11 protein-coding genes are annotated in these 14,516 nt (G+C 38.8%); 5 read left to right on the forward strand and 6 right to left on the reverse strand.

Annotated features, from left to right (window positions below; all coding sequences use genetic code 11):
• Positions 1–282 precede the first annotated feature (282 nt).
• Entirely contained in the window at positions 283–1,104 is an 822-nt protein-coding gene (locus ACPZ3T_RS24675; protein WP_490272075.1) for a 2OG-Fe(II) oxygenase, read from the reverse strand.
• 313 nt (positions 1,105–1,417) lie between these two features.
• Here ACPZ3T_RS24675 and ACPZ3T_RS24680 point away from each other — a divergent pair, with 313 nt between their 5' ends.
• Complete coding sequence (locus ACPZ3T_RS24680) at positions 1,418–2,314, forward strand: class I SAM-dependent methyltransferase (RefSeq protein ID WP_490272076.1); 897 nt, start codon at positions 1,418–1,420, stop codon at positions 2,312–2,314.
• A gap of 172 nt (positions 2,315–2,486) precedes the next feature.
• On the opposite strand, the gene ACPZ3T_RS24685 is transcribed toward ACPZ3T_RS24680, so the two are convergent.
• Positions 2,487–3,314, reverse strand: a complete 828-nt coding sequence (locus ACPZ3T_RS24685) for a glycosyltransferase family 2 protein (RefSeq protein ID WP_490272077.1) — start codon at positions 3,312–3,314, stop codon at positions 2,487–2,489.
• Positions 3,315–3,769: 455 nt separating this feature from the next.
• Entirely contained in the window at positions 3,770–3,979 is a 210-nt protein-coding gene (locus tag ACPZ3T_RS24690) for a hypothetical protein (protein WP_490272078.1), read from the reverse strand.
• 237 nt (positions 3,980–4,216) lie between these two features.
• Between ACPZ3T_RS24690 and ACPZ3T_RS24695 the strand changes: the two genes are divergently transcribed.
• From ACPZ3T_RS24695 to pheT, 4 genes are all read left to right on the forward strand, one after another.
• Complete coding sequence (locus ACPZ3T_RS24695; RefSeq protein WP_490272079.1) at positions 4,217–6,376, forward strand: Tex family protein; 2,160 nt, start codon at positions 4,217–4,219, stop codon at positions 6,374–6,376.
• Between the two features lie 300 nt (positions 6,377–6,676).
• A complete protein-coding gene (locus ACPZ3T_RS24700; RefSeq protein ID WP_490272080.1) occupies positions 6,677–7,072 on the forward strand; it encodes a phage holin family protein in 396 nt (131 codons plus the stop codon).
• Positions 7,073–7,207: 135 nt separating this feature from the next.
• Complete coding sequence (locus ACPZ3T_RS24705) at positions 7,208–7,399, forward strand: YqaE/Pmp3 family membrane protein (RefSeq protein WP_490272081.1); 192 nt, start codon at positions 7,208–7,210, stop codon at positions 7,397–7,399.
• A gap of 392 nt (positions 7,400–7,791) precedes the next feature.
• On the forward strand, positions 7,792–10,227 hold the full coding sequence (pheT, locus tag ACPZ3T_RS24710; protein WP_490272082.1) for a phenylalanine--tRNA ligase subunit beta: 2,436 nt from the start codon (positions 7,792–7,794) through the stop codon (positions 10,225–10,227).
• 399 nt (positions 10,228–10,626) lie between these two features.
• Here the strand turns inward: pheT and ACPZ3T_RS24715 are convergent, their stop codons facing one another.
• The 3 genes from ACPZ3T_RS24715 to ACPZ3T_RS24725 form a co-directional block, all read right to left on the reverse strand.
• Positions 10,627–11,991, reverse strand: coding sequence for an IS4 family transposase (locus ACPZ3T_RS24715; RefSeq protein ID WP_490272083.1), 1,365 nt, complete (start codon positions 11,989–11,991; stop codon positions 10,627–10,629).
• Between the two features lie 242 nt (positions 11,992–12,233).
• A complete protein-coding gene (locus ACPZ3T_RS24720) occupies positions 12,234–13,916 on the reverse strand; it encodes a glycosyltransferase family 39 protein (protein ID WP_490272084.1) in 1,683 nt (560 codons plus the stop codon).
• A 124-nt stretch (positions 13,917–14,040) separates the two neighbouring features.
• Positions 14,041–14,409, reverse strand: coding sequence for a hypothetical protein (locus ACPZ3T_RS24725; protein WP_490272085.1), 369 nt, complete (start codon positions 14,407–14,409; stop codon positions 14,041–14,043).
• Between the last annotated feature and the right edge of the window lie 107 nt (positions 14,410–14,516).

Raw genomic sequence — 14,516 nt, forward strand, 5'->3', positions numbered from 1 at the left:
GTTCGAGTCAAAAAGTTTTAGGTTTATTAATTAATGGTGTGATTGAGAAAAATGAGTTTAGCGGTGATTTCTCAATTGCTAAACAATACTTAGCCGGAGAAGAGAGGACACAAGAAAGGGCAATCAGAGTGTAATTTACTCTTTTGAAGAAGTAGCATCTTTATTAAGACTCATATGTGATTTTTGAAACAACTTAGCACAGGTCTACCTAATTTTTTCATGTTCCCCCAACCCCTACCTACACAAGTAATTTCAGGAATCTAATTGGATTGCTAACATACTCTACTTTCTATAAAAATGAGGTTTTTTAATTCCGTGCTTAAAGACTTTACGCACTACATTGCGTAACATAGCATCTCCTTGCAACACAATATCTCGCAGTTGTTGTTCTGGACGGCCTCGGAAAGAAGTAACATGATAATACTTCTCTGGTGTAGCTGGTTTTGGCGAGAAGTAATAATTTGATATGCAACAACGCCGACCATGATGATTAATAGGACTAACGGAATGCAAGGAAGTTCTATTTGTCACCATAATCACGAGTCGGTTAAATTTGCTATGGATGGTTCTACAAGATTGCTTTAAACCTTTATCCCACAGTTCCAAATTACCGCCATAATTTTCTTGCCAATCGGGAGTAACATAATAGAGTAAATTTAAGACTCGATAATTCTTGATATCTTTGTCATGAGAATTATCCAGATGAGGATTTAAAAAGCACCCATATTCCATCAGGCTAAAACCAGCAGCATAAAGATACTTATCTGCCATTAGCTTTTCAAATCCTGTGATCTCTGCAATCAAGTTTACTACTCTAGTATCCTGAAAGGCATAAATGATCTCTTCTAAAATGGGATTATATTTATTTAACTGTATACCTACGTATTTATGCTCTCTGATATCTTTTAACTGTAGTAAGTCTTCTTTATTGGGGAAAGCATTGTATATGTCTATGACATCACTTTCATGCAATAAGTCATCTACATAACAACTATTTATTCTGTCTTTGATGGCAAAATCATTTTTTAAGGCATACTTAGACTGTTCAAGTTTATGTAAAATTTGTTCAATATAATAATTTCTTATATTATTTTGGTCTGACATTAGCAATTTAACCTACTTAGGTAAATAAATTTACAACTACTCAACTATTTTACTGTTTGAATCAAGATATTAAAGGCAAAATAGATAATTTATTCAGGAAAATTTGGCGACTTGATATTTAAGTATTATTATCGTTGAAATTATTCAATCTCTTGAATGTATTTAAAATACACAATCCAATGTAAATGTCAACTAGAATCCTACATAAACTTATTGTTTTTTTTCAATAAAGTTGACCTAATGACAAAAGCAATTTGATATATTCGTATTATCAACAGGTCAGTTCGTAAATATACGTTTAAATTCATACTCTATGTTAAAACAACAAATCAAAAACTCCGCTCAGTATTTTTTACATTCAGAGGAAATTGAGAGATGGGATGAAGATATAGTTGTTTGCAAGATTTTAAATCCCACTCCAGCCATGCAAGCAAATAGTTACTACTTTGGGCATCCGCAATGGGGAGTCGGTTATTTTCAAGCCTGCCATAGAGATGAAAAATTTGTGGAACTGTGGAAACAAGTGATTGGTAGTTGGGATGGCAAAATAGTAGTAGATATTGGTTGTGGCCCAGGGAATTTGTATGCAGCTCTCAGAGAATCTTGTGGTGAACCTGAGTTATTAATTGGTGTAGATGTTTCTCTTGGTGCTTTGAAAATAGCCAGTCAATTGGGATATAAAGCAATTGTGGCTGATGCTCAAAATCTACCTTTGGTTGCTGGTTTTGCTGATATTGTGACGCTTAATGCTACTTTGCATCATTGCGATGATATGGCCAAGGTTTTACAAGAGGCAGCTAAGTTGGTGCGTCCTGGTGGAATGCTAATCACAGATCACGATCCGCAAAAAAGTGCTTATCAGTTCAAAGGTTTAGGTTCACTATTATGGCAATTAAGGTTGCCAATTTACCGTTATATGAAACGAGGTGGACATTCCACTCCAGAGGAGCAGTCCTGGTGTTTGGCAACGGAGGTACATCACAATGCTTGTGATGGTGTGACATCAGAGATGTTTTATGAAACACTAGAACCAATGGGATTTGGGGTTAAGGTTTACCCCCATAACCATTTGGTGGGTGCAGAAGCATTAAAAGGTAATTACGGTAGACCTTTTTGGAAGTATCGTGTAGCTCAGAGATTATCTGGTATTGACCCTGACACCGCAGAAGCTGCATTGTCGTTGATGTGTGTTGCTACTCGTAAGAATTGATCAATCATTTCAGACTTAGTCTTGTAGGTTGCGTCAGATATCAAAAATCTGTTTATTGACAGTATTTAAGAGGTCTGACGCACCCTACTAATATCCCAGTTGCGTAAGTACTGGGTAACTTTTTCATCTCAGAGTTAGAAACCCTGAGAGGAAAACGGATGTAGTAGCTTCCTCAGTTGCGTTTTAATTTCTCGGTTTCAATGATACGAATTGCCAAGATAGTTTCAGCTAACACACGTTGAAATACATAATACCAACCATGCCAACCGTCAAAAATCCAGCCTTCGATAATTAAGCAATAGAGAAAGACCATCCAAGGAGCTAAAAATTTTTGTCTACGGATACGATCAACCCAATCTAGTTCATTGAAGGGAGTTTCTAGGATTTTCTTGGATTCTAGGATTGTATAGCGTTCTTGTGACCATAGCCAACGGCTAAAGGGTTTGCGATCATCGTGGTATAGATAACCAGATAGTAGAGCTGACTTACCATTCAGATGTAAAACTTGTGTATGTCCATCATCAATATAGATGGCTTTGCTTTTTTGAAAGAGGACTTGACGGGGTGGGAGTATTCTGGTGTTGCGGACGGGTTTACCAAATATACAGTACTTGAACTGAGCAAAGTAGCCATCAATTTCCCCATCGACAGGTAAGGCAGCAATTTCAGAGATTAACTCATCTGTAACTATATAATCTGCATCCAGAGAAAGTACCCAGGGTGAGTGAACTTGTTCTAAGCCATAGTTCCATTGTTTACCATGAGTATCAAATTCGCGTTGAAATACTTGGACTTGTGGGTAGGAATTGAGTATTTCCAGGGTTTTATCAGTACTATAGCTATCAATAACTATGATTTTTTTTGCCCAAGTTAGACACTCAAGTGTGCGTCCAATATTGGGTTCTTCATTATAAGTAAGGATTAAAGGTGTGATTTGCTCTAACATGGATACAGTTATGCCATCAGAATTAGACCAATTTTCTGTAGTCGGTGTTTGCATAGGAAATTAGATAATTGATGTAGTTAGGGTTTGAGTCTTTTTATGGGATAGCATATATAACCCGGTGTTTGTAGATTTTTGATCAATTAGATGATTAAGTGTAATCCATAAAATATAATCAAGGCTAAGTGTTTAGAGATATTTATAGTAAAACTTAGTAAGTTTTTATACATTATGTAACAAAGCTGATGATTGGGGTGAATATTATCAACCTGAATCGGCTTTTGGTTATGTTGTGAACTACAAAGCTAAGATGTGAAGTATATACTAGTAGTAAGATTACTATGAGGGATGATACTTAGAAATCACCACTGAGTATGATAAAAATTACGGGCTGATCGGCGTTGGAATAATAGGATATTCAAGTTAGCACTGTTGATGATTCTTGGAGAAAGACTGGATCTGTGGCGATCGCTATTCGCTATAGCTATAATGTTAGTCTTTCTCAACTTGTGTTAATTTTTCTGTTTTAAAAATCTGTGAGTGCCAGCAAACACCACAATCAACAGCAAAAGCTGTATTTGCCACGGTGCTAAAATCAAGCTCAAAATTAAACTCAAGATTGTAAACAAACTAATAATATAAGCTGTTTCATCATGACACTTTTGTGATATGTAACCAGTTGCTAAACCAGTGACAAGGGGAATCAGAAAAAACAAGGGCATTTTTAGTCACCTCCAACAGTGAAACGTAAAGTTTCTATGAAATTTGATAAAGTTCTATTTCTAATTTGGTTAATCTTACATCTTAGTTGATCGCATCACAAGAGATTAATTAAAACAAGTACATATATTTGTTAAGATTACGCAAGCATATAGTAAATTAGCTTAACATTCTGTGCTGTCACTAGCGCAAATATTTAGCATATTAAATTTAAAACTGATATTTTGCTGAGACACCTAATGCAAAACATTCCTAAGATCCTGGCAACAGAACTAGAACTTAAACCCTATCAAGTAGAAAACGCACTCTTACTTTTAGCAGAGGGTGCGACAGTTCCCTTTATTGCACGTTACCGAAAAGAACGCACTGGAGAAATGAATGAAATCCAACTGCGTGATTTAGCTGATAGGTATACATACTTAACAGAATTAGAGGAAAGAAAGTCAGTAATTTTAAAAGCGATCGCGGAACAAGGTAAACTGACTGACGAGTTACAAAATAAAATTTCATCTTGCTTACAAAAAACAGAACTTGAGGATTTATACCTACCATATCGCCCCAAACGCCGCACCCGTGCAACTATCGCTAGAGAGAAAGGTTTGCAACCCTTAGCAGATTTTATCAAAGGTTTAAATGTCAAAAATCCCGTTTCTGCATCATTACAGGAAGAAGCAGCAAAATATATTGCCGAAGCCACAGGGGTAAAAACTGCCGATGAAGCCTTGAAAGGTGCGAGTGATATTTTAGCGGAAGAAGCCGCCGAAAAAGCTGATTTACGCGCCTATATTCGGGATTATTTCTTAGAAGATGGTGTCTTTGTTTCCCGCATTAAAGATGACTACCCTGAAGGTACAACTAAGTTTGAAATGTACCGCAATTATCAAATTAAAGTCAAAAATATTGCTCCCCATAATATGCTGGCTTTATGTCGGGGAGAAGCTGAGGGAATATTAAACTTTGATATTGCTTTTGACGAAGATGTTGTCCTTTCCTATTTAGAATCCCAGGAAATTAAAACTAAAGTGCGAGGAATTAGGGATTTTTATCAAGCAATGCTCAAAGATGCTTTTAATCGCCTCATGAAAACTTCCTTAATAGGAGAAGTAATTTCAGAAAAGAAAACCTATGCAGATATAGAATCCATCAAAACCTTTGAAGCAAATTTACGAGAATTATTACTATCTGCACCTGCGGGAATGAAACCAACTTTAGCGATAGATCCCGGATTTAGAACTGGGTGCAAAGTCGCAATTCTCGAACAAACTGGTAAATTTTTAGAATATCAGGCGATATTTCCCCATCAAGCGGCTGAACAACGGAATAAAGCCGCCCAAACTCTCAAAAATTTGATTGAAAAATACAAAATCGAGTTAATTGCTATTGGTAATGGTACAGCCTCCCGTGAAACAGATGAATTTGTCACGCAAGTATTACAAGCACTAGAGCGTAAACCCATCAAAGTCATAGTTAATGAGTCTGGTGCATCTATATATTCTGCTAGTAAAGTGGCGATTAATGAGTTTCCTGATTTAGATGTGACGGTGCGAGGTGCTATTAGTATTGGTAGGCGGTTGCAAGATCCTTTAGCAGAATTGGTGAAAATTGACCCCAAATCAATCGGTGTGGGACAATATCAGCATGATGTAGATCAAAAGTTATTAAAGAAGAAATTAGATGAAACTGTAGAAAGTTGTGTGAACTATGTTGGCGTAGACTTAAATACAGCATCAAAAGAATTATTAACTTTTGTTTCGGGAATTACACCTACAGTTGCTAATAATATTGTGGCTTATCGCAATCAGCATGGGGCGTTTAAAAATCGTCAACAGTTATTGAAAGTAGCGAAACTGGGGCCGAAAGCCTTTGAACAAGCGGCGGGTTTTTTGCGTATTCGTGGCGGAGAAAACCCCTTGGATAATACAGCCGTGCATCCAGAAAGTTACCCAGTAGTGAAAGCGATCGCCTCTGATTTAAACGTACCATTAAATCAAGTTACGCAAATTGCCGAAAAACTGCAAAAGACCAACTTAAAAAAATACGTCACCGATAGCGTTGGTGAACCTACCCTGCGAGACATCCTTAAAGAACTAGAAAAACCAGGTAGAGATCCCCGTGCAGAATTTAAGTACGCCACCTTTAAAGAAGGCATTAAAGAAATCAGCGACTTGCAAGAGGGAATGGAACTAGAGGGAATTATCACCAATGTTGCTAACTTTGGCGCATTTGTTGATATTGGTGTTCATCAAGACGGGTTAGTACATATCTCCCAACTCGCCGATAGATTTATTGATGATCCTAAAAAAGTTGTGAAAGTAGGACAAGTAGTAAAAGTGCGGGTATTAGAAGTCAATGAGAAATTAAGGCGTATTAGTTTGTCCATGAAAGCCGTTAAGCAGTAACAATATAACGCGATGTGCAACTTCTTATTAAAACCCCTCCTGTAAATGTAGAGACGTTGCATGCAACGTCTCTACTTTGATTCTTGCTCCTTGTAGGGAAGGGGCTGGGGGTTAGGTTTGAGAGAAAGTTGCACACGGCGTAATATAGCAAAAAAGAACAGAGTATTCATCACTATTAAATGAAATCATCCCTTGGGGAGAGAGATAATATATCTCGCAAGGGATGCTGATATATCAGCGATTATTTAAAGATATAAGAGGAAATTACAAATAGTTTTCTCTGAATTTTTAGGTAATACAATGTTAGGAACTTTCTTAATAACTTTAGCTACAGCACTAAGCTTACTAATCGTTGATTTAGTTGTGCCTGGTGTGAACATTGCTAACTTTCCAGCCGCTTTAATTGCTGCCTTGGTAATTGGTTTAATTAATGGGTCAGTAAAACCAGTTCTTTCAACTCTATCTTTACCCCTAAATTTCTTAACACTGGGAGCATTTTCTCTGGTAGTTAACGGTATTTGTTTTTCATTAGCAGCCGCATTAGTACCAGGTTTTAGCGTTCGTGGTCTGATTGCCTTTATTTTGGGGCCTGTTGTTTTATCTTTTGCTAACACACTTATTAGCAAGTATTTTGTTGAAAAAAATCTCACCTTGCCTTCAGAGACAGATACTAAAGGTGAATTGCCATCTAGCTAGTTACAAATACCTTCAGCAAATTCCCTTGATTTCAGCCATTCTTAATCTTAATCATAAGATAATTCCTGAGATGGAGTTTGCCATTTGGTTAGTTAAACACAATGTAAATAAACTTGAAAAACTAAGAACAATCTCATGAAATTAGTACGTTTTATTCTTGGATTATTAGTACCCCCATTAGGTGTTTTCTTGACTGTGGGAATAGGGCCAACCTTAATTATTAATATTTTGCTCACCCTTTTAGGTTGGCTTCCCGGTAGTATTCATGCAATTTGGGTAATTGCTAAACATGAAGAAAAATTGAATAGCGAGAGAGGAGTTTACTAAAAACTCATATCGTTTCTTCATGTAGCTTGCCTGGCGTAGCCATAGATGCGCTTTATTCTGGACTGTAGAGACGTTGCATGCAACGTCTCTACATTATTTATGTTGCATGCAACGTCTCTACATTATTTATTTGGTACAACTTCATAGAGAATTGGTATCAGTTGAGATAAAAAATTAGTTTCTTCCTCTCAACCCTTATACCCCAACACCCCTGTGTTTGTTAGGGTGTTGGGTTTCCTGTTGATTATTAAATCTAGATGCCGCAGCCTCACTTAAATTAAAAATTACGAATTACGAATTACTAACGTAGTAGGATGATCAACGGGAAAACCTCAAAACCACAGAGGCGACCTAAAATTAAAGCAAAAGACGAACTGAAAACAAGCACACTCATGCGTATATCTCTGAATTGGCTGCGGGAACTAGTAGAGATAAAACTGAGCCACGAAGAACTGGCAGAAACCCTTACGATGGCTGGGTTTGAAGTCGAAGATATTGAAGACCGGCGCACCTGGGCTGACGGCGTTGTAGTGGGTAGAGTGCTTGAGCGTCAACCCCACCCCAACGCTGATAAGTTGAGTGTTTGCACAGTCGATGTCGGTGCGGCGGAAACTTTAAACATTGTCTGTGGTGCGTCTAATGTCCGGGCTGATATTTATGTACCAGTAGCGACTACAGGCACTTATTTACCCAATATCGACTTAAAAATCAAACCCGCCAAACTGCGCGGTGTTCCATCTCAGGGGATGATTTGTTCTTTAAAAGAACTCGGTTTACCCACAGATGTAGACGGTATTCATCTTTTCCCTGAAGAAAATATGACCTTGGGTAGTGATGTGCGCCCTTTATTGGGTTTGGATGACATCATTTTAGATGTCACCGCCACCGCTAACCGTGCAGATGCTTTAAGTATGGTGGGGATAGCGCGGGAAGTTGCAGCTTTGACAGGCGCACAGTTGAGCATCCCTGCACCTGGGGAAATATCAATATCCCAAAATGCTGGGGCGTTAAGTTTAAAAATAGCTGATACCCAAGCTTGTCCAGCTTACATTGGCACAGTGATTGATAATGTCACAATTGCCCCTGCCCCCGAATGGTTACAGCAACGCCTGCGGGCGGCGGGAGTGCGTCCCATCAATAATGTTGTAGATATTACCAACTATGTATTATTAGAATGGGGGCAACCGCTACACGCCTTTGATAAAGACCGTTTAAAATCTGTCGGTGGTAGTGAAAATACTAGCATTGGTGTGCGATTTGCTAACGCTGGGGAAACTCTTAAAACCCTAGACGGACAAACTCGCAATTTAACCACCCAAAATTTATTAATTACTGCCAATGATAAACCCGTGGCTTTAGCGGGGGTAATGGGTGGCGAAGAAACAGAAGTCCACGACGGGACACAAAGCTTAGTTTTAGAAGCAGCGTTATTTGATTCTGTCGCTATTCGCCGTTCCTCCCGCAGTGTCGGGTTAAGAAGTGAATCTTCGGGAAGATATGAACGCGGTGTCAACCGTGCAGAGTTGGAAGTGGCTTGTCGTCGCGCTCTGTCCCTGATTGTAGAATTAGCTGGCGGTGTTATTGTTCATCAAGAAACTGCTGATACCCGTCCTGATCCTTCTAGTTGGAGTCGTTCTATTTCTTTGCGTTTAGACCGAGTAAATGAAGTGTTGGGGCCTGTAATTTTGGGTGAGGACACAGGAGAACTAGAAGCGGAAGACGTAGAAAGAATCCTCACAGCTTTGGGTTGTCAGCTAACCACCACGGGAGAGAAAGTTTGGAATGTTATTGTTCCCCCTTATCGTTACCGGGACTTAGAGCGAGAAATTGATTTAATTGAAGAAATTGCTCGTCTCTATGGTTACGATCGCTTTTGTGATACCCTACCAGATAAAGCGGAAGCTGGTTATTTACCCATAGACCAAGAATTAACTCGCAAGTTACGCGCCACTTTACGCGGGGAAGGTTTAACGGAGTTAATACAATATTCCTTAGTTAAACCTGGGGATAGTAGACAAGTTGTCTTAAGTAACCCCTTATTCACCGAATATTCCGCCTTACGTACCGATTTAATCTCTGGTTTAATCGACGCATTCCAATACAACCTCGAACAAGGTAACGGTTCTCTGAATGGTTTTGAAATTGGGCGAATTTTCTGGCAAGAAGAAGAAGGTTTGTTAGAAAAAGATGCGATCGCTGGTATCATGGGCGGAGATAGAACCATTGGTAAATGGTCAAAAGGTGGCAAAGAACAACCGATGACCTGGTTTGAAGCCAAAGGTATTTTAGAAAGCGTCTTCCAGCAATTAGGCATACAAGTAGAATATCAACCTGATTGCCGTGATGCACGCCTCCACCCAGGCCGCACCGCTTCATTATGGATTAGAGGTAATAGTTTAGGTATCTTTGGACAACTCCATCCCCAAATTCGCAGAGATAAAGGTTTACCAGAATCGGTTTATCTCTTTCAGTTAGATTTAAACGTGCTGTTAGATGCTGTAGACGAGGATGAAATACTTGTGCCAGCATTTAAAGCCTATTCTACCTACCCAGCTAGCGATCGTGATATCGCTTTCTTTGCACCGGTGAAAGTTTCCGTCGCCGAACTAGAAAAAGCGATTAACAAAGCTGGTAAAGGCTTACTAGAATCTGTAGAACTGTTTGATGAATACCGTGGCGAAAACGTCCCCCAAGGACAACGCAGTTTAGCCTTTCGTCTAGTATATCGCTCAGGCGATCGCACTCTTACCGATACCGAAGTCGAGCCGGTTCACAACAAAGTCCGTGAAGCCTTAGTTGAGAAATTCGGCGTTAACCTCAGAAGTTAATCAGACCAATTCTTTATGAAGCTGCATATAATTTGATCCCCCCTAACCCCCCTTGAAAAAAGGCTACGGTGTACACACGTCTTTGTGCTGAGTGCAAAATGTGACTTGATCCCCCCTAGCCCCCCTTAAAAAAGGGGGAACAAGAATCAAAGTCCCCCTTTTTTAAGCTATCCATTATAAACATCTTTCTTAACAGGAAAGTTGACAGAAGTAAGGAGTTATGCAGCCAGGAGTCAGACAAAATAACAGCAGCAAAGATGGGGAAAAATCAAGATGAAAAGGAAAAAAACAGCAAAAAGTCCGAATGATCTCATCACAACCTGGGTGTGAACATCTCATCAGAGGAATGAAAGCACTCACACCCAACAAATTGAGTCTAGATCAGGCAAGAATTAATAATTAATGATAGAGAGACTGACAAACTTGCCAACCTTCAACAAGATCATGTAATCGAGTCAAGCCACGCCAGAGAACTTTAACACCAGGAGAACCATCGCCTTTACGACCTAAAAATCCACCAAGTCGAGCCATCCAATTGACAACTTCAGCTAAAGTAGGTGGTGATGTATGAGGATAAACTTGGTGATGTATAGTAGCATAGAGGACTTGCCACTCGTGAGGTTGTAGAACCAGTTCACAACTAGCATTCGGCTGATAACGAGCTAAGTAAGTCAAAAACAATAAACGCCAAGCAACGATGCTGTAAGTGGCCAAAGCCATCTCGATTCTGTGGGCGGTTTCCAGTTGTAGTTTCTCGATACGACAACCACTTTTTAAGACATAATGATAACGTTCAATCAACCAACGATAACTGTACCATTGCACATACTGCAAAACATCTTCCATATTCCTAATTTTTAAGGTGGTCAGCAGTAACCAACAAATTGGCTCACACTCTGGTGGAGGGTCAACTTCTGTGACCAAAATTGCTTGTAATGTGATGGCAGCTAGTTGTTCAGTCTTGGGGCGATTTTGGGGTGGTGCAATGGTAATTGTGCGATAACGGAGATTTAGGGTAGCAGTTGTTTGCGGTCGTGTAGGATTGCGTTTCACCTCCAAGGTGATTGTACCGAGTGCATCAACACATTCTACCTGTTCCCATAAATGCTGTTGAGTATCAACCAAACAGCGATTTTGTGTCGCTCGAATCAGAAAATCTGAACCAGGACGACGTGGACAAGCAAATAAGTCATAAATGTCCGCTTCCCTGTCGGCAATTGTCACTACTTCTACTGACTCAGGAATCATTGATTCGGTGCTTTTCAAAGCATCCAACCATTTTTGGCTTTCTTTTTGCGTCGTCAATTTTTGTTTTCTGTGTTCGGCCTTTCCTAATTCTTCTTCCTTTCTCGCCCACACTTGTTGCTCTATGATGCCTAATGGTATTCCCTGTGGCGAGACTGTCATGACTGAGTGGACTTTTAATCCTTGAGCATATTTGCTATCGAGATATCCTCTTCCCGATAGGGCTTTGTGAGTCGTGTAGTTCAGTTCTGTGGTGTCTTGAATCGCCAACACTACCCCATACTTACTTATTCTCTCTACTGTTGCATCTCGATGTCCTTGTCTAATCATCGCTGGTTTGATGTATGGTGAATCCCAGAAGTCATAGGTGGCTTTAGTCTGTGCCCATGTGCCACTCGCTTGTGGAATACTCGCTTCTGGTTTAGCACTTAAATTTTCTACGATTTTGATTAACCGTTTGGTTCTTCTGATGTCTCCTAAGTCTGTTGTTTCTAGTTCTGTTGTGATCCATTGTTCCATGTGCTGACTTTGGTAGATTCCCCTCTCTTTTACACAACACATATTTTCTACTTTCTGTCAACTTTTCTGTTAAGAAAGATGTTTATAATGGATAGCTTTTTAAGGGGGATTTAGGGGGATCAAAACGATGTGGGACAAGGTTATCAGACTTGTGTGTACACGGTAGACTAGGGAAGGGGGGTTAGGTTCTCCATCACCCCAAACACCTCACGTAGAGACGTGATAAATCGCGTCTTTGAAGATCAATTATCTACTGAACCGCATTGGTAAAGCTGATAGGGAATACCGATGCGGTAATGATTTTTAGGGTCAATTGTACAAATATTGTTGCCAGATAAAATTAACTTTTCAGGATAATCTCTGCGTCTGAGTCCAGGGGACACTATCCAGAGATTGAATTGGGATTTTATCGTGATGGAAAGTTGTGCAAGCTTCGTCCACACATCAGTTAAAGTAGGATAATTTTGTACAGCAGCAAAGCTGTCTGAATCTGAAGTTTGATTTCTAATTTTTTCTAGTGCTAAAGCAAAACTTAATCCTAAAGCCACATCTTGATAACTTTGATATGTCACTACTAACATCAATGGTAAAGATGGTTCTAAATTCATATTTTCAGCAACTTTCTCAGGCATAAATGGCTTTTGAAAAGCTAAATTATTAATAACTAAGATACTACTTAATAAACTGACAAATATAATAATTAATCTTTGCCGTTTAGTTTTGATATTATAATTCTTATCCTGAGAAATACTAGCCGCCAAGAGAGAGCAAACACCAGGATAATAAATAAAACTATATCTAGGAATAGCAGTAATATCTTTACCTGATAAATAAGCTATGGCAACACACTGTAACCAGATCAAACTAGTAAAACTAATGAGTGTAAATGTAGCCAAATGAGTTGTATCTTGTGACCAAATTTGTTTTAAGCCTTGAAGAATAATTAATCCTACCCAAATAGTAAAAATCAACATTAATAATCCGCAAATAATCATAATTATCAATGATTGATTTTCCACGGGTAAAGCTATCATCATTAACGCCAGATTAACGATAGTTTGATAAAAAGGCGCAAATAATTCTGTACTGGGTAGCCAATTAGTTTCTGAGCGTTGAGCGTGACTAATAATTATTACTGCCCAAGGGAGGAAGGCGATTAAAACACTAATAGATGATATAATTAAAGCAACAATAACTTTATATTTCTGTTTTTTCGGAAATTTATAGCGGTAAATTAATAGTAATAAAGTAGCAATTTCAGCAATAAAAGCGAGAATAAAAAAGTAATGGGTGTAAAACCCAATAATACTAAGAAAGATCCAGAGAAACCAAGCCCAGGATTTTACCTTTCCTTCTACAATATCCCGTTGTATCTGCATGATGCACAACAATGATAAGGTAATCAGAAACATAGGTAAGGTATAGTGCCGTGCTTCTTGAGAAAGATAAACAGCAAAGGGAGATATTGCCATCAATAATGCGGCAATAATTGCTGATTTTGGCGAAAATGCGATATAATTCACCCCATAAATAGCAGCGATCGCACCTAGACCAAATAAAACTGGGAGCGATCGCAATTGCATCACCCAATTATTTCCGAATATCCTCACCCATTCCAGCCAGCGATACATCCCACAAAAAAATAGTGGGGGATGGGTAGACTGACTAGCCAGGTTATCAGCAATTTGCACACAGCTAACTCCAGGCTGAAAAGTAAAAATATCTGGGATACTTTTTAAGGGAACAACTACATCCAAAGGTAAATCATGATAGTTTTTTCCGAAACTAAATATGGCTGTAATAACTTCATCCATCCACAAAGGCTTAAAATCTAAATAGGCAAAACGTAAAACAGCACCAATTGCGATCGCTCCCAATAAACCAAGATAGTTAAAATAACCTCTGGGATGTCTGATTATAGCCATATTAAATCACTGCTGTTTGAGTAGTTCAACAAAAGAGTGATCGTCAATCAATTTTAGATTCAATCCCCCATCCAAAATTTAAACTCTAAAATTCGGAGAATCAAACCTCACAATTTACTGTAATCTAGGTTGATGTTTCCGAACTTTGAATAGAGAGGTTAATGCGTTCTGCCCAATCTTGATGATTGTCAATCGTTAAAATTATACGTTTGAAAGACTCATTCTTAAGTTCCAAAGTTAAATAATTTTTATCTTGAGTCACATACCAAAACTCTTTACCTCTACTGCTGTAGTATGTTCCTGCCTTAATAACCCCTGGAATACTAGTCCCAGGACTACGAATTTCTGTCCAACTGCTAACAGGCTCAGTTGTGACAGCAGATGTTATATTATTGAGGGGAATCACAAAAGTTTGATTGAGATTAACGCTCAGAAACTGTTCGTACCATTCCCAGGAAATTTGTAAGTTGCCATTAAATATACTTAGCTGCATTGGCTATCATCCTCAAATTGCTAACTGCACATAAGCTGTTGAGTATCTCACTCACCAAAGTTTTGGGTGCGTTACGACTTACGCCTAACACACCCTACGTACCATAC

The organism is Aliinostoc maniaoense (genome assembly GCF_058172895.1).